This window comes from Paenibacillus sp. SAFN-054, assembly GCF_051966755.1.
Taxonomy (GTDB): Bacteria; Bacillota; Bacilli; order Paenibacillales; family Paenibacillaceae; genus Paenibacillus_AQ.
The window spans coordinates 309,921-332,326 of record NZ_JBQCKS010000003.1; the positions used below are offsets into that span (position 1 = coordinate 309,921).

A 22,406-nucleotide genomic window follows, 5' to 3' on the forward strand; every position below is an offset into this window, starting at 1 on the left:
TCCGTCTTAGAATTCATACTGCGGAAGCGAGGAGCGTATCGTGACCGGGTTACCCCTCTGCTCCACAGCGTGTTTGAAACCTTGAAGGATCCCGCATTTAAGCCGTAAAATTGCCGTCATAGCTCAGCATGATAGCGGACTTTACGCCGTCCATGCCGGTAATTTGCTGCACGAAACCGGTATTGTTGTCTTTCAGGCGGATCTCATAGGTCATTTCCAGGCTGCCTTCCACCGATACGGATTTGGACTTGACGGTATGCCTTTTCGACTGCATGGTAATCAAGTGCTCCAGCGATTTTTCGACGGAAGGGTCAGCGTATTTGACGACGAGCAGGTAAGGGTTGTCCACTGTCAAACGGTTCACGAAGAAGAGCAGCACGAGACCGATCAGGATCGCGCCGATGATGACGAGCGGAATGAGTCCGGCGCCGCACAGAATGCCGGAAGCGACGGCCCAGAAAATAAAAATCAGGTCGATCGGGTCTTTAATCGGCGTTCTGAAACGAACGATGGAGAGCGCGCCGACCATGCCGAGCGAGAGGACGATATTCGTGGAAATGCCCATGATGATGAGTGCCGTGGCCATGGTCATGACGATCAGCGAGATGTTGAAGCTGTGGGAGTACATGACGCCGCTGAACGTTTTTTTGTAAATCACGTAAATGAACAGCCCGACAGCGAAGGCGACCAGAAGGCCGATCAGCGAGTCGACGATCGAGAAGCTGCTTGTTTTTTCGAGAAAGCTGGATTTGAAAATATCAGTAAAATTGGTGGCGTTATTTGCGGTAGTATTCATTAAAAATCCCCCCAAAGCGTAGTAGTTTAAGCACCGCTTGCAGCACGACTTTTAGCCGTACATCCGGCTGTACTGGTATTTGGAAAAAGAGGTTTTGCGGCTGTCCCGCACCTGCAGCAGCAGCTTGATCACGTCCGGCAGATATTCGTCGTATTTCACTTCGAGAATGACGGTGTTCGGATCGATCGTATCGACCATGATCAGATCCGGATTCAGGATATCCGTATCCTTGTAGCTGGTCCGGATGGAGCTGTCGAAAGTCACACGAACATTGCCCTGCTCATAAATGTAGACCTCGCGAACATAGTCCACGACGGCGACCGGCTTCAGCTGAAAGAGATTCATATGCGTATGCAGCTCGCGCATCAGAGGACGCGCGTCCTCCTCCATCCAGGCGATATCCCCGCGATTCAGCCGCGTATACTCCTCGGCGGTGATGCGGCATTTCTGTTTGTAGCAGAGGTTGTCGCGCTTGCTCTTTTTCTCGAGATGGATGAAGCTCGTGTCGTAGTCGTACAATCGTATGCGGTACTTGTCCCGGTGGAACATGCCCTCCTTTTTCTGATTCAGGATCTTGTTGTCGAAGTTGTCAAAATACACGCTCCGGATCAGGTATTGGCCGTCTTTCTTGGCATGCGGGTCCAGCGTCATGACCTGCTGCAGGTTATGGCGCAGCAAATGGCAGTCCATCCTCGTAATGACATGCTTCAGCTCGCGCCGTCCCTTAAGGGCAGGTTGTCCAGGCATCGGATCCAAGGTGCTCACGATGTGGTTTCCTCCTGTTCTGTCGTAAAGTATTCCAGAAACGTTTCCGGTTCAAGAAACTATTGTCGCAGGCTAAACTTAACGAAACCTTAAGCGGACCCGGCTGCATAAATTGAACGAAAGAAAGGGGAGGCACTTGCCTGCATTCCAGAAGGAATCGGGGGACACAGGGTCAAACTTTTTCGTTCGTGTATAGGCTTGGAAAAACAAAAAACCGTCTTCTCAAGCCCGTTACGGGACAAGAGAAGACGGCTGTGCGCGCCGGCGTGATGCCATGATATTCATTTGGGGAGCCGAATCCGGACAATCATGCCCTTCGGCTGATTATGCAGTGCCTGGATTGTGCCGTGGTGGCTGTCCACGATCCACTGCGCGATGGAGAGGCCAAGCCCGGAGCCACCGCTTTCGCGCGAGCGGGCCCGGTCTTCGCGGTAGAATCGGTCGAAGATGCGGGTGAGCCCCTCCTCGCTGATCCCGATCCCGGTATCGTTGACCTCGATGAATACTTTGTTCTCCTTCATGAATGTGCTGATGCCGATGCTGTCATGCTCGCCGGTATACTTCAGGGCATTGTCGAGAAGGATGACCAGCAGCTGATGCAGGCGGGCCGGATCGGCCGCAAGCCGGGTTTCGCTGTGCAGCTTCAGCCACATATGCTTGTCCGACAGCTCGGCGATTTCTACATACGGACTGCATACCTTATGGACGAAGGCATCCAGATCAATCGACTGTTTCTCCAGCTGCGTCTCGGTCGAGTCGGCCCGGGCCAGCGTCAGGAGATCCGTCGTAAGCCGCGACAGCCGCCGCGTCTCCGACAGGGAGAGGGCGATATTCTCGAAGGTATCGACGATCCGCTTCTCCGGCGTCGTCTGCAGCAGCTCCAGCTTGTTCTGGATAATGGTCAGTGGCGTCCGCAGCTCATGTGAAGCATTCTCCACGAATTCCACCTGCTTCTCCCAGGAGCGGATGATCGGCTTCATCATTTTTCGGGACAGAATGAAGCTGGCCGTGATGGACAGCAGGATGAACACAACCGAGCAGAGGATGATAATCCGCTTGAAGTTGTCGATCAAATTTTGCTCCGAGTCTACATTGACCATCAGTTGAATATACGCCCCCGCCTGCGAGGGGTGAGGAATGGAAATCGTCCGGAAATGATAGGTGCCGCTCACCTTGACGTTCGAAATACTTCCTACGGTCGCAGGATCAAAGGTCATGCCGCTGAAATAATTCTCGTAATTGATATAGCCGATTTGCTGGATGTTCACGATCTTTCCCTCTTTGTTCCACTGGATGGGAATGACGCGCGGATTAAAAACAAGCCGGCCGCTGATGTCGGGCGGGGGAGGGAAGCCGTTTTTGTCCGAAAAAGGGTCCCTGCCGGGATTCATCCCATTCAGGGAGCCTCTGCCGCCGGTTTCGATCATCGTTTGGTAGGAGTTCAGGTCATGATCCGTTTTGGCATAAAGCGTGGTTTTGATTTGGCCGAAAATAATCGTGCCGAAGATGCCGAAGAGAAGGGTGAACGCGATCAGGGTATATACCATGAAGCGCAGCTGCTGGCTGCGGATCACTTTGTTCTTATTCATGGTCCTCCCCGTTCTCGGACAGCATGTAGCCCATGCCCCGGATCGTTTTGATGTATTTGTCGTAGCCAAAGGCCTTGAATTTTTTGCGCAAGTTGCTGATATACACTTCAATGACGGTGTTGGTCGTGCTCGAATCCATCCCCCAGACGCGATCGAAAATCTGTTCCTTGGTTACAATCATATTCCTGTTGTTGATCAGATACTCGAGAAGGTCGATCTGCTTGCCGTTCAGCAGCACGGATTCCCCGCCGATCTGCACACCCCGGCTTTTGAGGTTCAGCTTGAGGTCCTTGAACAGGAGCGAATTCTCCTTGAACCCGCCGGCCGAGCGCCGCAGGATCGCCTCCAGCCGCAGCAGCAGTTCTTCGCGATGGAAGGGCTTGACCAGGTAGTCGTCCGCGCCTGTCTTAAAGCCGCGGATTTTATCGTCGATCCCGTCCTTGGCCGTCAGAATCAGCACCGGGGTCGCGACGCCCTTGTGCCGGAGCTGGCGCAGCACCTCGTATCCGTTCATGTGAGGCATCATAATATCGAGAATAATGACATCGTAAATGTTCTGCTCCGCCATATACAAGCCTTCTTCTCCGTCAAAAGCCTGCTCGGCGTCAAACAGGCCGCGCGTCGTTTCGCATACCGTATCGGACAAATGTTTATCGTCCTCGATGACCAAAAGCCGCATACCGGGTTCACCTCTATTAATATGGGTTCCATGGATACCGGGAAAAAGACCTTCCGGGTGATATCCATCCCTGATACTTAAAAATAAACATTTCACTGCGAATGTCAAATGCGCCCAAGAAAATAACCCCACAAAGTGGGGCCTTGCTCCGACTTCTATTCAGGTATTTTGCGGGGACATCAGCCGGGCATTTCCGTGTTCATATCCGCCGTATTGGCTATTGCCTGGTGCTGATGCTTGCGGTTCAGCGAAGGGAGCACGAGCAAGTAATACACGCTGACAATAAAGATGCTGACCGCCAGAATCCAATACAGCGCCGTCACGGATACGAGGGAAGGGAAGGCGATGGCGACGAATCCGAGCGCGATGGCCTGGCCTGCGGTGGAGAGCGGCTCGATCCAGGCGCTGACCCGGCCCATGCTTTGCGGCTCCACCAGCTCGGGCATCCATCCGCCGAGTACGACGTTGATCGGACCCAGAATGATGCCGAGCAGCACCATCGTGCCCAGGTACAGCTGAATGTTTCCGAAGCTGCCGAGTAAGATTGTGATCGCGCCGATCAGGAAGAGGCCGGCGATCAGCACGCTTACTTTCCCGGCCCTCTTAATCAGCGGCGAGCTGATCGCGCTGCCTACAAGGTATCCGATGCCGAGAAAGACCATGACGAGCGGCGTATAGACTTGGTATTGCTCCGGACTCAGCTTGTATTTCATGGTGAAGAGGGGGAGGATCGAGAACACGCCGTTCACGATCCCGAAGAAGAAGAAACCGAGTACGATGGCAAGCAGCAGCCGGTAACGGACGATGTACCCTAAGCCCGTGCCGAAATCAGCGGCGATGCTCTTCAGGTTCAGGTCCCTCAGCCTCACTTTGCCGTTCGGCTGGCGCACATGGAGCGGGAAATGGCAGAACGCAAGCAGAAGCCCTGAAATGATGAAGCTGACCGTATCGATCATAATGGCGCCTTCAATGCCAAGGTAATAATAGGCGGCCGATCCGAGGCTCATGCCGAACAGCATGAAAATCCCCATGATCGACATGTTGAGGCTTGAAGCCTGCACGTACTGCTCCGGCTTCATTATGCCCTGCAGCAGGCTCATTTCCGCAGGAGCAAAAAATTTGGAGATGGCGCTTCGCAGGAACAGAAGAGCGAAGGCGGCGATAATCCAGTCTTCATGCACGGCAAGCAGGAGGACGAGCGATAGTCCGGCCCGAATCCAGTCGCTTTGGACGGCTATGGCTTTACGGTCCAGTCTGTCGGCCAGCACGCCGATGAACAGGAATACCGCCAGCGTCGGGAGGGAATACATCAGCTCGGCCAGTGTGGCATAGGCGGGCTGATTGCTGAAACGGTCGATCAGATAAAAGGCGAAGGCCATGTTGCCTACCATGGTGCCGAGCTGTGAGGCGAAGGTGGCAAGAAACATACGGACGAATATGGCATTGCGAAAAAGTTCCATGCGGGGTCCCCATTTCATTTTTTTGTTATCCGGGTTGAAAAACACACGCTTTGTTGATGTGCTCTCAGTTTACAATGAATTTGCGGTTTCCGAATAACGGCCCGGGAACGAAATTGGCCTCCGTCTGCAGACGGAGGCGGAGGCGGGACAGAAGTTTAACGGGAATCAGAAACTTGGAAGCCGCGGCTTTAAATGCGTAATGGCGTTCAGCGTAAATCGGTTCCGCGTCCTCTCGAGCACCAAAGGACCCACCAGATGAGCAGCGGCTGAAAAACAAGCCGGATCCAGAGGGCAGCCTGAGGTGTATCGCTGAAGCCCGGCGCGGGAATATGCTTGACGGCGGCATAAATGTTGGCCGGAAAAATAAGGACCAGATACACCGCTGTCAGCGTACCGGCCGGCTTCATCGTGGCCGGAACAAGCAGCAGCACGCCGAGCGCGAGCTCTATCACGCCGGTCACATAAATCATCGGAAGCCGCAGCGGTACATCGTCCGGCAGCATCCGGGCAAAGCCGTCTGGCTGAACGAAATGAAACACGCAGGCGGCGGCCAAAAAGAGCGCGAAGATGATGCGCGCCCACCATTTGATGGTGCGAATGCGGGTATAACCCTGGGTTGAGATCGCCATCACCTTTCTTCCCTCACGGGCTTCCAGGCATCCATTAACGGTCCGCTTGCCCCATACAGCGGGTCGGTGCCGGGAAGGGGCACGAGTCGGATATGATCCAGCACGCGTGGGCGCTCGCCGGGGTCTCCGGTGCATATGTCATAGTCCATGCCGTCCGGATAGGCGCCCACAACGCGGAAATCAGGGGTGGCGGAGATCCTTTTGTGGCCGGTGCCGGCCGGCAGCACGACCACATCACCGGCCGTAAGCTCGACCTTGCGGCCTCGTTCGCCGCCGAGCTGAAGTACGGCTGAACCGCTGACAACGCCGAGTACCTCATGCGAAATGCTGTGGTAATGATGATAGCCGAATACGCCGTTCGTCCAGCTGTTCAGCCAGCCGTTCCGGTTGAAGATGCCTTCGGTCTCTTCGGGTTCGTCCCGCAGCACGCCTTTATACACCATGACGGGAAGATCAGGGTTGCCCGGAATCGTTCCGTCATCCTTGAAGTAGTAAGTGTTAATTTCCGCTCCGTTCATAGCGATCCCTCCATATAAACCAAAAGTAGGTATAAAATGGTGCGATTACTGAAAGTAATTAAACCTTTAGGGTCGGCTTGAACCCCTTTGGGAACTCGGACCCTTTTTTTTCTAACGGGACTTGTGCTATAATGCATTGTGGAATACAAACAACTTGATATTATGTGGGTAAATGAATGAATATATCCTTGGATAAAAGTCACTTTCATGGCCTAACTTCTCTTCATATGTTAAGGGAATGTTAGGCCTTTTATTGTTATAAGGCCCTACGTTCCGGCCATAACAAGACCGGCAGACAGGGTGATGGCCCGCCCGCTACTTCGTAATCAGGAGGGAAAGAAGGATTCGTTTCCAGACAACACGGCAGCCCGTACATGCTGCTTTCAGAAGCGCTAGACAGCCTATGGAACGAGTCAAATTCAATGGACCAATTACATAATCAATCATTTCAACAAATTATCGCCAGCTTTATCGGCAAGTTACTAAGAGACCATTTCGGCAAAGGGCCGGAGTCGGTCGTGGTTTCGATCGGAAATACATTCATAACGATTCATTTACGTAATTTCTTAACGCCCGCGGAGCGGATCCTGCTCATGCAGCAGCAAGAGGAGCTGGTGATCGATACGAGGGACAAGCTGATGCTGGCGGTGATACCGGAAATTTTGCGGTACTTGCAGGATGTGATCGGCGTGAGAACCGAGGAATGCTACTATGATTGGGATTTGGCCCAGAAGTCGGGGATGATCACGGTCATAAGCGATGACAAGATCCCTCATGCTCTTGTGATCCCGGACGAATACTCCGGGAAAGGCGAGGTCGAAGCCGAGCTAAACAGGATCAGCGCGCATGTGCAGAAGGCACCGTGCACCATGGCATCATATGAGATGAACCCGCGCACGCTGCTGGTGATCCGCAGCGGTGTACTGCTGCCGATGGAGCGCGAGATGATCCGGCTCGGTCAAGGTGACACCCTCAAACGCGTCAAGCGCAAGCTGGAAAAGGAATATATCATGAGCAGCCGGGTTCTCGAGGGGCTTCTCCACAACCGGATCAGCGACTGCTTCATCGATTGGAATTATTCATTGGATAAAAGCATCATTATGCTCACGCTAAACCCGCACCGCTAATCAGCCGTGCGGGTTTGTTGTTTTCAAGACCGCGCGTAACGCTGTCTGAGCTGTTCAGCCATGGCCGAAACCTCAGTGCTGCCAGGCAGCACCAGCCGGTCGGCCGAGGAGGCGATTTCTTCGGGGATTTGGCGGCTGCGGATCACGTTCTTGACAGCCTCGGCAAACGCCAAGGGCGGGTTCGGCCCGATTCCCGTCAGCTCCTCCAGCGAGGCGGTGCTGCCGCTTTCCACGTGCGGGAAATCGGACGCGTCCGCGCCGGCAGCCGCCCGGTCGTAGAATTCCCTGACGAGCCGGGCCCGTTCCTGCCCCGAGCCTTCGGCTACGATGAAGGCCTGCACGACAAAGGCATGAGCCTGCCGCCGCTGCGCGATGCCGCAAAATTTGCGCCCGCCAATGCTGAGGTCGAAGTCGCCGGGACAATAGGCTCCTGCAATTTCTCCCTTGTCCACTTCGAAGCCCGTGGAAGCCAGGGCTTCGCGGATCAGATCGTACATCCGTTCGAAGTCGCTCCGGAAGCGTTCATCGCCAGGGCCCTGCTTGGGCAGGATCAGTGACAGATTCACGACGCCAAGGTCAAGCGGTACGGCGGCTCCGCCGGAGTTGCGGATGGCGGTCCGGTAACCCTTGGCCTCGAGCCAGTCGCGGGCCTTGTCCGCGCCCGGCAGGCGGCTGTCGCGAAGGCCGATAATAAAGGAACGAGGGTGGCGCCAGATGTGGCACAGGGGCGGTCCACCCCTGCCGGTTTCCTTGCAGAGCAGCTCGTCCAAGGCAAAAGGGTACAGCGCATCCTGCTGCGTAACATCATGCATTCGGTCCAAGATAAGCATGGAACCGAATGCGTCATGGCGAATGTCGGTCATGTGAATCGCATCCTTTTCAGGTTGGTCTATATTGATTATGCCACAGGAGTTTTCCCGGTGGCTAGGCGGATAAACCGAAAGGGCTGCATTCCTTCTGCCAGCCGCTTTGATGTGCGTATCGCTCTCACCGGACCGTTAACGGTGCAGACGCTGCTGTTCAGGCCCCCGTCCTGTGACAACGATTTACCTCGCCTTGGATGATCCTTCTGAATTTGCACAACTTGTACGACAAAAATGCCAAGACGCTGCATAGTATATAAAGAATGCACCATTTCTTCCCTGACATGCAGCGGTCAACCGGGAAGGGAGACGACTTCGTTTTAGTCTTGGCAACATAATTCGGCGTTTCCGGGCCATACTAAGGAAACAGCTGGGATGCTGCGAAAATATAGGATGAGGACGGGATTGCGATGTACTTCGGAAAAAAAGCGGTTGAGGAAATTCCAGAGGCGGACACGACGGTTTGGTCCTGCTCGAACGAGGATTGCAACGGCTGGATGAGGGATAACTTTGCGTTTGAGCAGGAGCCCCTGTGCGCCCACTGCAGTTCTCCCATGATCAGCAGCACAAAAATGCTGCCCCTGGTCGTCAACGACCATCCTATTAAAATGCTGAAAAAGGGCACGTTAATTTAAATGTCCGCCATCATATGAAATGAGAAACAGGGCCCCGCGGAGGGGCCCTGTTTCTGTTCTGTTGTATCGCTAGCAGCCTTATGTGGCGGTAATTCTGGTCAAAGCCTTCTCGGCCGGGATATAATCGTATCCGAGATCGCGAGCTACCGCTTCATAGGTGACATGTCCGCCCAGCACGTTCGCTCCGCTGCGGATGGCCGGATTGGTGGTCAAAAGCTGCTGCAGATCCGTATCCGCGAGCTTGAGCGCAAACGGCATCGTCGCATTGGTCAGCGCGAGCGTTGAGGTGCGCGGCACGGCGCCCGGCATATTGGCGACCGCATAGTGGACGACACCGTGTTTCACGTAGGTCGGATTGTCGTGGGTGGTGATATGGTCGATGGTTTCCACCACGCCGCCTTGGTCGATGGCAACGTCCACGATGACCGAACCGGGCTTCATCGTTTGGACCATGGCTTCGGTAACGAGGCGTGGCGCCTTGGCGCCGGGAATCAGCACGGCGCAGATCAGCAGGTCGGTACCTGCCACCGCTTGGGCGATGTTGGCCGGGCTCGATACGAGGGTGCTGATCTGATTGCCGAAAATGTCATCCAGCTGGCGCAGCCGCGGAATGCTCAGATCCAGCAGGGTGACGTCGGCACCGAGACCGGCGGCGATTTTGGCCGCGTTCATGCCCACGGTGCCGCCGCCGATGATCGTCACTTTGCCTCTGGATACGCCGGGGACGCCGGACAACAGAATGCCCTTGCCGCCGTGCGGCCGTTCCAGCAGCTGCGCCCCGATCTGGGCGGCCATGCGTCCGGCGACCTCGCTCATTGGCGTCAGAAGCGGCAGCGTGCCGTTCACGTTAACCGTTTCGTAGGCGATGGCATGCACGCCGGAGGAGACCAAAGCTTGGGCCAGCTCCGGTTCGGCGGCCAGGTGCAGGTACGTGAAGAGGATCAAACCTTTGCGGAAATATCCGTATTCGCTTGGGAGAGGCTCTTTGACCTTCATGATCATGTCCGCCTTTTCCCATACCTCTTTGGCCTCTGCAACCATCACCGCTCCGGCTTCTTTGTATTCTTCATCCGTGAATCCACTTCCAAGTCCGGCACTGCGTTCCACGAGTACCTGATGTCCGTGCTGGATAAATTCCAAGGCGCCTGCCGGGGTTACGGCGACGCGATTTTCATTGTTTTTGATTTCCTTGGGTATTCCGATGTTCATGACAGATCACCACTTTCACTCATGTTTGGGAGAACGCGCGGGCGACGTGGCACCCTCTTTCTCCATGTATTCAAAGTTTACAGCCGATCATCAAGCGCCGCATCATACGACTTGTCAAGGAAATAGATCACATGACAGGACATAATGCTCAGCCCGGCAGGCATGGCCTATATTGAAAAAGCCTCGCCAAACTTCTATAATGTCTCCATTAAACCCGAGGGATGTGACGGTAATGGGCGGTTTTACGCTTTACGTCCGGGACGTGCTGGAGCGCCCCGTATTTCAAAGAGCCCGGCTGATCGCAGGCGCAGGCGGCCAAGGCCGCAGGGTCGAATGGGTCCACATCCTGGAGATTGCGAACGTGGCCCCTTTCGTCACGAAGAATGACTTCATCCTCACCACTGGCCTCTGGCTCCGGCATTCGGAACAACAGCGCCTGTCCTATATGCAGCAGCTCATACATCAGGAGGCGGCGGGTCTCTGCGTCGAACTAGGCACGAGCATCGAGAACATCCCGGGCGAGATCATCGAACTCGCGGATGCATCGGATTTTCCGCTGATCGTATTCGAGCAGCCTGTCCGCTTCGTGGAAATTACCCAGGATATCCACGGGCTGCTGATCAATCAGCAGCACCAGCTGCTGAAGGATCTGGAGGCATATTCCCGCAGACTCCAGCAGATTACCCTCCAGAGCACAGACGTGAACGCCATTCTCCATGTATTATATGAATACACCGGTCAGCAGGTTGTGTACCATTCGACCGTAGATACGAATAAATTTGTCCCCCGTGGAATTGCCGCAGCCGCAGCGGACGAAATCACCGCACTCTACAGACGGCGGGTGGAAGAAAGCGAAACTGCCCAGCAGGAAGCAGGCGCCTATACGCTTCCGCAGGACCGCGTGCTGCTGACGCACCCGGTCATTTGCCTCGGGCAGACCCTGGCGCATGTCGGACTGGTTTTACCGAGTCGGCAGACGCAGGACCGGATGACGCTGCTGCTCGACTATACCTCCAAATCGCTTGCCTCGCTCCTGCTTAGGATGCTTTTTCTCGAGGAAAAAATGCTCCGCGACCAAAACCAGCTCATTCAGGACATTTTGAACCATCACATCGAGGAGGAAGAGGAGGCGAGGACCCGCATGGCCATACGGCCGTCGAAGCAGGGGGACGCTTGGTTCGCGGCCGGGATGATCGAGACGGAGTATACCGGCGACGCAGAGGATGAGCCGGACCGGGATAAGGCCGAGTCAGCTCAGCAGGACCTGCTGGTAAGGCTGCGGGCGCTTTTGAAAAAGCATGCCCTTCATAATTTGCTGATGCAAAAGGGCCGCCGGATTTACCTATTGTGCGCGCGCGACAAAACAGCAAAGGACGATATCCCGATCACGCTGCAGCAGATCCTCCGCGTCATCGTGGAACGCCTGCAGGTCCCCGCGTCCGGACAACCGCACGTTCACCTGCAGGCGGGGTTCGGGCTCATTCGGAGCCGGATGACGGAGATGCACAAGAGCTTCAAGGAAGCCGAGCAGGTGCTCGAGGTGTCCCGGTCCGTGGCAGCGGTGCGGGAGGCTCTCTTTTACGACCGGCTCAGGGTGTACCGGCTGCTGAAGTCCATTCCGGCGGATACGCTGGAATCGTTCGTTCACGATCAAATAGGGCCGCTGCTCGCCTATGACCAGGAGCATCATCTTCACCTGCTGCAGACGCTCGATATGTATTTGAAATGCATGGGTTCGAAGAACGATACGGCCAAGGCGCTGTTCATTCACCGGCAGACGCTGTACAACCGGCTCGATAAGCTGACGGAAATTTTGGGTGAAGACTATCTGGAGCCGGACCGGCGCGTATGTCTGGAAATGGCGCTGCTCGCACGGCCGCTTTTGTCATAAAAATAACTGCCTCGCAGCATAAAGGATGAATAGAATTGAAAAAAGTCGGGCTTGTCATGAGAAAAATACAGTTTAGCGAAAACCAGGGACCGCGCGTGTTTGCGGACCGCCTGAAGGCCATCGGGGAAGAGCTCGGGGTGGACATCGTGTTCATTTCCCCGGAGCGGCATGTCAGCGGATATGACTGGGTGAAGGGGTACGAGCATGAGAAGGGTGATCTGGTCAATTACGATATCGTGCTGGATCAGATCCACGAGCATCACATTGAGCATGTCATCTACACCGTGTCAGGCTTTACTTATTTGAAGATGTTCCTTGAAAAAAGCGTGCTTTTTCCACACAGCTTTCCGGACCCCGCCCTTACAGGCTATGAAATGATGAAGCCCTTCTATCAGATGGTGGACAAAGCGATCGTGCAGACGGAGTTTTTGAAGGAGGAATTTGCCCGGAATTTCGGCGTTACCGACGTGAACGTCATTCCGATCGGATTCAGCGAAAGCCTGGCGGAGAAGCATTTCGACCCCGCTCAAATTGTGGATAACCGCATTCTCTGGATCGGAAGGGACGAGGAGAACCGGCGTCCGGATTTGGTGCTGAACTATGCGAAGCAGAATCCGGACAAGGAAGTGTTCATGGTCTTTGGCGGCGAGCGCTACCGGGAAAGCATGAAAAAGTACAGTATTCCGGATAATGTGCGCCTGCAGTTTGCGCTTAGTCAGGATGAGATATTCGCGCTGATGAACTCGGCCAAGGTGTATTGGAACTGCTCCCGCTTTGATACGTTTGCGATGCCGCTGACCGAAGCGCTCGCGATGGGCAAGATCGTCGTGAAACCGGAGCATCCGTGCTACCGGCATATTAACTCGCGCCACTCGTTTTCCGGCAACGAGGAGAATTGGTTCGAACTCGTCAACATGGCCGCGGCGGCGCCGCAGTCCTATTCGATGGATAATCGGCACTACGCGTTCGACCAGTTTTCCAGCCGGGTAATGAAGGAAGGATACAGAAACTTTTTCGATTCCTGGCTCCGGGATTGACGAAAACCAGCCAATCGGCAAATATGTATATATGTACATAATGAAAGATTCTGAATGATGGAATCCTTAATCTGAAGCGCAAAGGTGTGTTCATCTATGTCCTTTCTTCGAAAATATGTCCGGAAGTACGGCAAGATGTTCTCACTCGCCGTGCTCTTCTTGATGCTGGAGGCCTTCTGCGATTTGCTTCAGCCGACCATTATGTCGAAGGTCATCGACGACGGCGTCGCAACCGGAAGCATGAACAAGGTATTTGCCTTGGGCGGATTCATGCTGCTCGTCACGGGAATCGGAGCTTTGTCGGCCACGATCCGCAACATCGTTTCCAGCCATGTCTCGCAGCGATTCGGGGCGGAGCTTCGTTCGGACCTCTTCCGCCAGATCCAGTCGCTGTCCTTCGAGCATATGGACCGGTTTGACCGGGCCTCGCTCGTAACCCGGCTGACGAATGACGTGACGCAGGTGCAGAACTTCATGAACGGGCTCATGCGTTTCTTCGTCAAGGCTCCGCTGCTCGGCCTCGGTGCCTTGATTATGGCGCTTCGGCTGGACCTCCATCTCTCGGTCGTGCTGATCATCGTCGTGCCGATCGTGGCCGTCCTGATCCTTCTGAACATGAAGATCGGCTTCCCCTTCTTTATCCGCGTGCAGCGCGCGCTCGACCGGGTGAATGGCGTCATGAGGGAATACTTGTCCGGTGTGCGCGTCGTGAAGGCGTTCAACCGGTTCGACTATGAGGTGGATAAGTTCGGGGCGGCAAACGACGACCTGGCGCAGCGTTCCACGACGTCCATGCGGGTCATGTCGGCCTTCGGCCCGGGCATTTCGCTCGTGGTGAACTTCGGTATCATTGCCGTCCTGTGGCTTGGCGGCCTTCGGGTTGACAACAACCAGATGCAGGTGGGCAGCATCATCGCATTCATCAACTATATGACGCAAATTTTATTTGCGCTGATGATGATTTCGAATGTATTCAATATGTTCGTCCGTGCGAAGGCTTCGGCCGGCCGGATCGGAGAAGTAATGGCCGAGAAGAGCGGCATGCCGGGCGAGGGCGCAGACAAGGCTCCGGAGGCAGCAGAACGCGGCCGGATCGACTTCGAGGATGTCGGCTTCGCGTACGCGGAATCGGCCGGCGACCCGGTCATCCGCGGCTTTACGCTGACCTGCCTGCCGGGACAGACGATCGGCATCATCGGATCGACGGGAGCGGGCAAAACCTCGCTCGTTCATTTGATTCCGAGGTTCTATGACGCCACCTCGGGCAGAGTCAAGGTCAACGGCGTCGACGTCCGGGAGATGGACCCGAAGAAGCTGCGGGAGACGATCGCGATCGTTCCCCAGAAGATCATGCTGTTCACGGGAACGGTCGAAGACAATTTGAGATGGGGGAAGGAAGAGGCATCGGAAGAGGAACTGATCCGGGCCGCCAGGATGGCGGAGGCCCATGAATTCATCATGGCTTCGCCGGAAGGCTACGGGAGCCGGATCGGCCAGGGCGGCGTCAACTTCTCGGGTGGACAGAAACAAAGGCTGTCCATCGCCCGGGCGCTGGTCAGACAGCCGGAGATCCTCATTCTGGACGACTGCACGAGCGCGGTCGACGTGGCTACGGAGGGAAGGATCAAAGAGGCGCTGCGGACCTATGCGAAGGGTCTGACCTGTATTCTCATCGCCCAGCGGATTACCTCGGTCATGGATGCCGACCGGATCGTCGTCATGGACCGCGGAGAAATCGCCGGCAGCGGCACGCATGAGGAGCTCATGCAGGACTGCCGGGTGTACCAGGAGATTTATAAGTCCCAAATGGGAAAGGAGATGCAGCCGAATGCCGCAGAATAATGCAGCGGGTGGACAGCAGCAGGCTCCTATGCCTCAGGCGGGTCCCGGAGGCAGACCCGGTCCCGGCGGCCCGATGAGAGGGGGGATGGGCCGGGGCCCTGGCGGAAAACCCAAAAACTTCACGGGAACGCTTCGCCGCTTATGGGGCTATTTTGGATGCGAGCGGAGGCTTTTGTCGCTTATCCTGCTGTTTATCATCGTCGATGCCGGGGTGACGCTGCTCGGTCCGTATCTGATCGGCAGATCGATCGACGCCATGTCTCCGCTCGGCGGGGGCGTGAACTTCAGCCTGCTGCGCATCCTCGTGATCGTGTTGGCCTCGGCTTACGTGACGGATGCGGTGCTGACGTTCCTGCAAGGCTGGCTGATGGCCGGCATTTCCCAGCGGATCGTGGCTTCTCTGCGGAAGGCGCTGTTCGGCAAGCTGCAGAAGCTTCCGGTCGCTTACTTCGATGCCCGCTCCCACGGCGAGGTGATGAGCCGGCTGACGAACGATATCGACAACGTCAGCTCGACCATTTCGCAATCGACCGTCCAGCTTATGTCCGGTGCCATCACCATTATCGGTTCGCTGGTCATGATGCTCATCCTAAGCCCGATCCTCACGCTGGCAAGCCTGATTACAGTGCCGATCATGTTCCTGCTGACGCGGACCATCACGCGCAAAACGAAGGTGCTCTTCAAAGAGCAGCAGGTACAGCTCGGTATGCTCAACGGCCATATCGAGGAAAGCATCTCGGGGATGGAAGTCGTCAAGGCCTTCAATCATGAGGAGAAGGCCATCTCGGATTTCGAAAAGGTGAACCAGCAGCTGTTCGATGTCGGTCTTAAAGCGCAGATTCGCTCCGGCTTCCTCATGCCGATGATGAACGTGATCAACAACATCGGATTTGCGGCCGTGGCGCTGGTGGGCGGCCTGCTGGCCGTCAAAAACCTGATTACGATCGGCGTCATCGCTAGCTTTATCAGCTATTCGCGCCAGTTCGTCAGACCGCTCAACGACTTGGCCAATATCTATAACCTTCTTCAGTCCGGCATGGCCGGAGCGGAGCGCGTCTTCGAGGTGCTCGACGAGAAGGAGGAGCCTGCGGATTCCCAGGGCGCGAAGGAGCTGGGCAAGATTGCGGGCGAGGTCGAATTCGACCAGGTCAGCTTCGGATACCGGGCAGAGGTGCCGATCCTGAAGAACATCAGCTTTACCGCGAAGCCTGGCAGCAGTACCGCCCTTGTCGGCCCGACGGGAGCGGGCAAGACAACGATCGTGAATCTGCTGACGCGATTCTATGATGTCACGGGCGGCTCGGTCCGCATCGACGGAACGGATATCCGCGATTATACGAGAGACAGCCTGCGCCGGAGCTTCGGCTTCGTGCTCCAGGATACGTACCTGTTCTCAGGGACAATCAAGGAGAACATCAAGTACGGCAAACCGGAGGCAACGGACGCGGAGGTTCGCGAGGCGGCGGTCATGGCCAATGCCGACGTGTTCATCCGGCGGCTGCCGGAAGGCTATGACACGGTGCTCTCCGAGAATGGAGGCAATCTCAGCCAAGGGCAGCGCCAGCTGCTCGCCATTGCCCGCGTGCTGCTCGCCCGGCCGTCCATCCTCATTCTGGATGAAGCCACAAGCAGCATCGATACCCGCACGGAGCTGCACATCCAGGATGCACTGCTGCATATGATGCAGGGGCGGACGACCTTTATTATCGCGCATCGGCTGAACACGATTCGGGATGCCGATACGATTATGGTCATCGACCATGGGGAAATCATTGAGCAGGGAAGCCATGAGGAGCTGATGAAGCTTCAGGGATTCTATGCGGGCATGTTCGACAGCCAATTCAAAAATCTGAGCGAGCATGGGTGAAGCAAGACACCGATGTGCCGCAGGACTTAAATAGACAAGACGCCGGATGCCGGCGTCTTTTTTGCGTGAATTTCTTCATTTCCCTCCACTGCTTCATTCTCCCCGATATTTGGATCGCTGCCATTCTCCGTGTCTTCATCATAAAATAGAAGCTCGGCTTAAACATGTAAAAAATGCAAGTATATCACAGTTTTTGGCATGGAATAGCCAGTTTAAAACGTTTTCGTAACGGGTATTTCTTTAATATAATTAAGGCTTTTTCCATAAGTTAACCCGGTTTCGGGCAAAAAGCCTGTATTCGAAATTTTCTACTTAGGGGGGTCCAGCATGAAAAAAGGAAGACTTTTTCTGGCCTGCGTCCTGCTTGTCTCGATGCTGTCGGGATGCGGAAGCGGCGATGGGGCGGACGGGAAGGTCAAGCTTGAATTTTTCCAGAACAAGCCGGAAGCGAAAGGCTCATTTGACAAGCTGATCGCGAAATTCAACGAGAGTCATCCGGGCATCGAGGTTAGCCAAATCAATCCACCCGATGCGGAAACGGTGCTCAAGACGCGCGTCGTTAAGAATGATATCCCCGACGTCATCGCCCTCGGCGCGACCGATACGTATTCCATCCTCGCACAGAGCGACATATTCACCGACCTGACGCAAAGCAAGCTCCTCGGCAACATTGAGCCGAATTATATCCAAATGCTGAAGGACATTACCGGCATGGATCAAGTGACTGCCGTTCCGTATGCAACCAATGCCAACGGCATCATGTACAACAAGGCCATGTTCAAGGAAATGGGGCTGTCCGTTCCGAAAACCTGGGACGAGCTGATCGCTACAGCGCAGAAGGTGAAGGATAACGGCAAAATCCCTTTTTATTTTACATACAAGGATGATTGGCAGACGAACCTCCCGTTTAACGCGCTGGCCCCGAACCTGGTGGGCATCGATTTCTTCAAGGAGCTGCGGGAAGGAAAGGTTACGTTCAAGGATCAGTTTCAAGAGGTGGCGGAAAAGCAGCTGAAGCTGCTGGACTACGGCCATGGCGACAACTTCGGCAAAAACTACGCGGACGGCAACCGGGCCTTCGCCAAGGGCGAGGCCGCCATGTACATCCAGGGCAGCTGGGCGATTCCGGAGATCCGCAAAGCGAATCCGAAAGCCGACATCGGCTTCTTCCCGTTCCCGACCGGGAACGATCCGGACAAGATCAAGCTGATCTCCGGCGTGGATTCGCTGCTGGCCATTTCGGAAGATACGAAGCACAAAAAAGAAGCGGAAGCGTTCGTCTCCTTCCTTCTGGAGCCTGAGAACATCGGACAGTACATTCAGGAACAGACGGCATTTGCCGCCGTGAAGGGCGTAAACCAGGAGGACCCGGCAGTCGCTGAATTGCTCCCTTACCTGAAGCAGGGGAAGGTACTCGATTTTGCCGACCACTATCTGCCTGCGGCCATGCAGCTGAATTCGATCGTGCAGGGCTTCCTGCAGAACCGCGACATCGACGGATTTTTGAACACGCTGGACCGCGAATGGAATAAGGTGCAAAGCCGCAAATAAAGCACGGATCAAAGGAGGAAGGAAGAATGACGAAGCGACTCACGGCTTTTTACTGGATGACCGTGCCTGCCGTTATTTTGTTTTTCATATTCATGACGCTGCCGGCCCTGCAGGGCATTTATTATTCGTTCACGAACTGGAACGGCTTCGGCAAGCATTACGACTTTGTCGGCTTCAAAAACTACATCAACATTTTCACGGATAACAATGTGGGCAACGCTTACTGGTTTACGTTCAAATTCGCGATCGTGACCACGATCCTGATCAATATATTGAGCCTGCTGATCGCGCTCGGACTCAATGCCAAGATCAAATTCAAGAACTTTTTCCGCGGCATTTACTTTCTGCCGAATATTCTCAGCGTCCTGATCGTCGGGTACATTTTCAACTACCTGTTCTCGAACGTCTTTACAATTTGGGGCAAGAACCTGGGGATCAGCGCCTTCTCGACCAACATTCTCGGCAATGAAAATCTGGCCTGGATCGGCATCGTCATCGTGGCGGTGTGGCAGGGGATTGCGTTCAATACGATCCTGTACCTCGCCGGGCTGCAAACTATCCCGACTTCGCTCTATGAAGCGTCCAATCTGGACGGGGCGAGCCGCTGGCAGGAATTCTGGAAAATCACGTTCCCGCTGATCGCGCCCTTCTTCACCATCAACATGGTGCTCGCGATGAAAAACTCGCTCATGGTCTTTGACCAAATCATCGCGTTGACCAACGGCGGACCGGGCCGGGCGACGCAGTCGATTTCGCACCTGATCTATACCGGCGGCTTCCAAGGCGGGGAATTCGCCTACCAGTCCGCGAACTCGGTCATTTATTTCATCGTGATCGCGATCATCTCGGTGCTGCAGCTTAAATTCCTTCAGGGAAGGGAGACGGATATGTAATGCGAACGAAAACGAACTGGCTCGTCCTGGCCCTGATTGCCATCGGCACGATTCTGATATTGTTCCCGCTGTACATGACGCTTACGATCGCACTGAAGAACCCGGAGGAAATGACGCGCTCGGTCTTCGCCATTCCGACGACATTTCACTGGGAGAACTTCCGGAATGCGGTTAACATGACGCACTTCTTTCAGGCATTCCGCAACAGCGCGCTGGTGACCTTGTGCACGGTGGTGCTGACGCTGCTGACCAACTCGCTCGTGGCGTACGCCATCGCACGGAACATGAACCGGAAGTTTTTTAAAGGATTGTATTTTTACTTTATCAGCGCGATGTTCATCCCGTTTCCAATCATCATGCTCCCGATCGTCAAGCTGACCTCGGCGCTGCACATGACCAACCTTGTCGGCCTGACGATTCTGCATACGGTATATGCGCTGGCGTTTAACGTATTCGTCTATGTCGGCTATATCCGTTCGATTCCGGTGGCCCTGGAAGAAGCGGCAACGGTGGACGGAGCGGGTACGTGGGGCACGTTCTGGCGCATCATTTTCCCGCTGATGGGTCCGATCAACGCTACGGTGGGCATTCTGATCTGCTTGTCGACGTACAACGACTTCCTGCTGCCGCTGATCATTATCAGCGACCAGAATTCGTATACGCTGCCGCTGGTGCAGTACATTTTCCAAGGACAGTTCAATACCGATTTCAACTTGGCCTTCGCTTCGTACCTGATGGCGATGCTGCCGATGATCATCATCTATCTGTTCGCGCAGAAGTGGATCATCAACGGGGTGACGCAGGGGGCCGTGAAGTAGATTTTGATTGTGAGGGGTGTCCCGGTGGCTGTTTGCTGCCGGGATGCCCTTTTTTGCGTTCTGAGGCGCTCCATTTGACGAATGATCGTCCTCTGCGCTGGCTACGTGCGTGTTTCCACATTTCGATCAGAGCAGAAGAAGAACATAAATTTTAAATGTTACTCCAGCTCTTTGTCAGGCTTGCCGCTGGCGGATCTGCTCCGCACTCTTTTGAGAATCTTCTCCTTGTTTCTCTTCAGCAGCACAAACAGGGTGATCAGCACCGCCAGCACGACCATCGTAACCGTAAAATAACGGGAGGCAACGTGCAGCAGCTGCTCGATGTTCGGACCGAAGATTTTGCCGATCGAGACGTATACCAGAACCCATGCCAAGCCGCCGATACAGTTGAGGAGGAAAAAGATGCGCTGCGGCACTTTCAGCACTCCCGAGACGTATCCGGTAAAGTGGCGCAGTCCCGGCACGAAGTAGCTGATCAGGATCAGCTTGTTGCCGTATCTGCCGAACCATGCCGTCACTTTCGCTAGCCGCGCCTGGTTCAGTAAGACGTATTTACCGTACTGCTCAAGAAACGGCGTGCCCAGCCTGTAGCCGACGAAATACGTGATGGCCGTGCCGATGATGGCACCGATATACGAGTAGAAGATAATGAAGGGGATATGGAAGTTGCCGAGCGAGGACATGTGACCGGAAACCGCCATTGCGAGTTCGCCCGGAAAAGGCAGGGCCAGCGATTCCGAAAATAAACCCAGAAACAGCACCAGATATCCATATTGTTCAAAGAGACTATTCATCCATTCCATGTGTTTGCTCCTTTACCGGCGGGGCTGTGCGGCTCGATGCTTCCCGCGCTTGCTCATTGGGCCATACGGAAGCTCCGTATGGGAATTAAATCCTGTCATTTGTTCCATTCTAAAGAAATCGGCGAAGGGCCGAAACTGACCGGAGGCCAGGATGATGCTAGACCTTGGTCTTGGCCGCCGGGCCGCTTTGTTATTGATTTAGACGCCAGGGAGGAGTTCATCCCTGCAAGGAAATAAGAAACGGGCACATCCTTTAAAGGACTTGGATAGGGGAATGAATAATACGTTTATTACTTTAAGCATAGACAATAGGATCGGTATGAATACCCCCGAAAAGGTGCTGGCAGACATCACAGGGCTTGCTAGAATAAGTGGAAGATAAGCTTTGGGTTAACGCAAAAAGGACCCTCTTCCGAGGGTCCAGGTCCTTGGGTGATGGGATATGCTCGTACCATCAACCAGCCAGTTATTTATTCGTTCCATGCTGCTTGGTCGGCAGCTGGGAGTTCGGCTGGCCCTTGCCGTAATGCTCCTGGTTCTTGCGCTGCTTTTCCTGCTGCTCGTGGACTTTCTCCACAAATTCATGCGTGCTGTCCGTCATCCGTGCTCAATCCTCCTTCGTCATCGTAAATGGCATTCCTTGTTACGATGTCCGAATTCGGCGGCTCGGATTCATGCGGGAGCAAGACATTGTTCCACGAACTGCAGCACTTCGGCCCGGATCGGAACGAGACCCTGCTGCGCGGAAGCCGGGTCCTTCCGCAGCTCCCAGAACTTGTCCATCAGCTCCTGATCGCCGCCGAAGGTCAGCTTGGACAACCGCTCGATCTCGTCCGCGATAGCTTGCCCCTCTGCCGATGCCGGAGCGATTCCCTCCTTCAGGCACTGCTCGATCCGGGCGATCACCCGTACCCATCCGCGCGTCGCCTCATCGCTGTTTTCCAGCCTCGGCATGCGCTCCTTCAGAACCGCAAGCTCCTTTTCATCAAAATAATCCTCCCAGCTTGCCGTCCGTTCCTTGGATTGCTTCACGAGCGGCAGCAGCGCCTCCCAGCGGATCTCGCCCTCCGCCTCGAGCAAATTCAGCAGTGTATTCGTGTTGTTCAGGCTCTCCTGCAGCTGCGTCTGCTGCTGCCTCAAATGCTTTTGATGTGCTTCCAGCATCTGACCAATGGACAGCTCGTCCAGCAGCCGCCGGATATCGGCGAGCGGCAGCGAGAGGGACTTCAGCAGCGTTATTTTTTCCAGCCGCAGTAAATCGTCGTCGGTATACAGGCGTCTGCCGCCGGCTTGCTTTTGGCTTGGGCCCGCGAGCCCGATCTGGTCGTAATAGCGGATCGTGCGCACGGATATGCCGAGTTTGCCGGCCGCTTGTCCGGTGGTCCATTCCTGGGTCATATGTATATCATCCTTTTTTAGTAAAATAAAGCTTGC

At 55.0% G+C, this 22,406-nt stretch carries 22 protein-coding genes; 10 read left to right on the top strand and 12 right to left on the bottom strand.

Features of this window, described 5'->3' with window-relative positions:
• Positions 1-97 precede the first annotated feature (97 nt).
• The 7 genes from ACTHPM_RS17275 to ACTHPM_RS17305 form a co-directional block, all read right to left on the bottom strand.
• Positions 98-796, bottom strand: a complete 699-nt coding sequence (locus ACTHPM_RS17275; RefSeq protein ID WP_440396520.1) for a DUF4956 domain-containing protein — start codon at positions 794-796, stop codon at positions 98-100.
• A gap of 51 nt (positions 797-847) precedes the next feature.
• Positions 848-1,561, bottom strand: coding sequence for a polyphosphate polymerase domain-containing protein (locus ACTHPM_RS17280; protein WP_440396519.1), 714 nt, complete (start codon positions 1,559-1,561; stop codon positions 848-850).
• A 281-nt stretch (positions 1,562-1,842) separates the two neighbouring features.
• Entirely contained in the window at positions 1,843-3,150 is a 1,308-nt protein-coding gene (locus ACTHPM_RS17285; protein ID WP_440396518.1) for a sensor histidine kinase, read from the bottom strand.
• Entirely contained in the window at positions 3,143-3,829 is a 687-nt protein-coding gene (locus ACTHPM_RS17290) for a response regulator transcription factor (protein WP_440396517.1), read from the bottom strand. The genes ACTHPM_RS17285 and ACTHPM_RS17290 overlap by 8 nt, the downstream gene beginning before the upstream one ends.
• A 179-nt stretch (positions 3,830-4,008) precedes the next feature.
• The gene (locus ACTHPM_RS17295; protein WP_440396516.1) at positions 4,009-5,289 is read right to left on the bottom strand and encodes an MFS transporter; all 1,281 of its coding nucleotides are present in this window, start codon (positions 5,287-5,289) and stop codon (positions 4,009-4,011) included.
• Between the two features lie 206 nt (positions 5,290-5,495).
• The gene (locus ACTHPM_RS17300) at positions 5,496-5,918 is read right to left on the bottom strand and encodes a DoxX family protein (protein ID WP_440396515.1); all 423 of its coding nucleotides are present in this window, start codon (positions 5,916-5,918) and stop codon (positions 5,496-5,498) included.
• Positions 5,918-6,436 (bottom strand): cupin domain-containing protein, encoded by a 519-nt coding sequence (locus tag ACTHPM_RS17305; RefSeq protein WP_440396514.1) that lies wholly within the window; start codon positions 6,434-6,436, stop codon positions 5,918-5,920. Before ACTHPM_RS17305 ends, ACTHPM_RS17300 begins: the two co-directional genes overlap by 1 nt.
• Before the next feature lie 422 nt (positions 6,437-6,858).
• Between ACTHPM_RS17305 and ACTHPM_RS17310 the strand changes: the two genes are divergently transcribed.
• Positions 6,859-7,563: a DUF2294 domain-containing protein gene (locus ACTHPM_RS17310; RefSeq protein WP_440396513.1), complete on the top strand. Its 705-nt coding sequence runs from the start codon at positions 6,859-6,861 to the stop codon at positions 7,561-7,563.
• A gap of 23 nt (positions 7,564-7,586) precedes the next feature.
• On the opposite strand, the gene ACTHPM_RS17315 is transcribed toward ACTHPM_RS17310, so the two are convergent.
• Complete coding sequence (locus ACTHPM_RS17315; protein WP_440396512.1) at positions 7,587-8,426, bottom strand: lipoate--protein ligase family protein; 840 nt, start codon at positions 8,424-8,426, stop codon at positions 7,587-7,589.
• 57 nt (positions 8,427-8,483) lie between these two features.
• On the opposite strand from ACTHPM_RS17315, the gene ACTHPM_RS17320 reads away from it, so the two are divergent.
• Together ACTHPM_RS17320 and ACTHPM_RS17325 are read left to right on the top strand one after the other, a co-directional pair.
• On the top strand, positions 8,484-8,627 hold the full coding sequence (locus ACTHPM_RS17320; protein WP_440396511.1) for a hypothetical protein: 144 nt from the start codon (positions 8,484-8,486) through the stop codon (positions 8,625-8,627).
• Positions 8,628-8,836: 209 nt separating this feature from the next.
• Entirely contained in the window at positions 8,837-9,061 is a 225-nt protein-coding gene (locus ACTHPM_RS17325) for a cold-shock protein (protein ID WP_440396510.1), read from the top strand.
• Between the two features lie 78 nt (positions 9,062-9,139).
• Here ACTHPM_RS17325 and ald read toward each other — a convergent pair whose 3' ends face one another.
• Positions 9,140-10,270, bottom strand: a complete 1,131-nt coding sequence (ald, locus tag ACTHPM_RS17330; RefSeq protein ID WP_440396509.1) for an alanine dehydrogenase — start codon at positions 10,268-10,270, stop codon at positions 9,140-9,142.
• A 199-nt stretch (positions 10,271-10,469) separates the two neighbouring features.
• On the opposite strand from ald, the gene ACTHPM_RS17335 reads away from it, so the two are divergent.
• From ACTHPM_RS17335 to ACTHPM_RS17365, 7 genes are all read left to right on the top strand, one after another.
• Entirely contained in the window at positions 10,470-12,161 is a 1,692-nt protein-coding gene (locus tag ACTHPM_RS17335; protein WP_440421617.1) for a PucR family transcriptional regulator, read from the top strand.
• Positions 12,162-12,196: 35 nt separating this feature from the next.
• Complete coding sequence (locus ACTHPM_RS17340) at positions 12,197-13,198, top strand: glycosyltransferase (RefSeq protein WP_440396507.1); 1,002 nt, start codon at positions 12,197-12,199, stop codon at positions 13,196-13,198.
• A gap of 96 nt (positions 13,199-13,294) precedes the next feature.
• The gene (locus ACTHPM_RS17345) at positions 13,295-15,040 is read left to right on the top strand and encodes an ABC transporter ATP-binding protein (protein ID WP_440396506.1); all 1,746 of its coding nucleotides are present in this window, start codon (positions 13,295-13,297) and stop codon (positions 15,038-15,040) included.
• A 28-nt stretch (positions 15,041-15,068) separates the two neighbouring features.
• Positions 15,069-16,907 (top strand): ABC transporter ATP-binding protein, encoded by a 1,839-nt coding sequence (locus ACTHPM_RS17350; RefSeq protein WP_440396815.1) that lies wholly within the window; start codon positions 15,069-15,071, stop codon positions 16,905-16,907.
• Between the two features lie 327 nt (positions 16,908-17,234).
• Entirely contained in the window at positions 17,235-18,458 is a 1,224-nt protein-coding gene (locus ACTHPM_RS17355) for an ABC transporter substrate-binding protein (protein ID WP_440396505.1), read from the top strand.
• Between the two features lie 26 nt (positions 18,459-18,484).
• Positions 18,485-19,351: a carbohydrate ABC transporter permease gene (locus tag ACTHPM_RS17360; RefSeq protein ID WP_440396504.1), complete on the top strand. Its 867-nt coding sequence runs from the start codon at positions 18,485-18,487 to the stop codon at positions 19,349-19,351.
• Positions 19,351-20,169, top strand: coding sequence for a carbohydrate ABC transporter permease (locus ACTHPM_RS17365; protein WP_440396503.1), 819 nt, complete (start codon positions 19,351-19,353; stop codon positions 20,167-20,169). The genes ACTHPM_RS17360 and ACTHPM_RS17365 overlap by 1 nt, the downstream gene beginning before the upstream one ends.
• A 158-nt stretch (positions 20,170-20,327) precedes the next feature.
• Here the strand turns inward: ACTHPM_RS17365 and ACTHPM_RS17370 are convergent, their stop codons facing one another.
• The 3 genes from ACTHPM_RS17370 to ACTHPM_RS17380 all read right to left on the bottom strand — a co-directional run bounded on the left by ACTHPM_RS17370 (position 20,328) and on the right by ACTHPM_RS17380 (position 22,370).
• The gene (locus ACTHPM_RS17370) at positions 20,328-20,972 is read right to left on the bottom strand and encodes a DedA family protein (protein WP_440396502.1); all 645 of its coding nucleotides are present in this window, start codon (positions 20,970-20,972) and stop codon (positions 20,328-20,330) included.
• Positions 20,973-21,438: 466 nt separating this feature from the next.
• Positions 21,439-21,573: a DUF4023 domain-containing protein gene (locus tag ACTHPM_RS17375; protein ID WP_440396501.1), complete on the bottom strand. Its 135-nt coding sequence runs from the start codon at positions 21,571-21,573 to the stop codon at positions 21,439-21,441.
• Positions 21,574-21,644: 71 nt separating this feature from the next.
• The gene (locus ACTHPM_RS17380; RefSeq protein WP_440396500.1) at positions 21,645-22,370 is read right to left on the bottom strand and encodes a MerR family transcriptional regulator; all 726 of its coding nucleotides are present in this window, start codon (positions 22,368-22,370) and stop codon (positions 21,645-21,647) included.
• Positions 22,371-22,406: the final 36 nt, after the last annotated feature.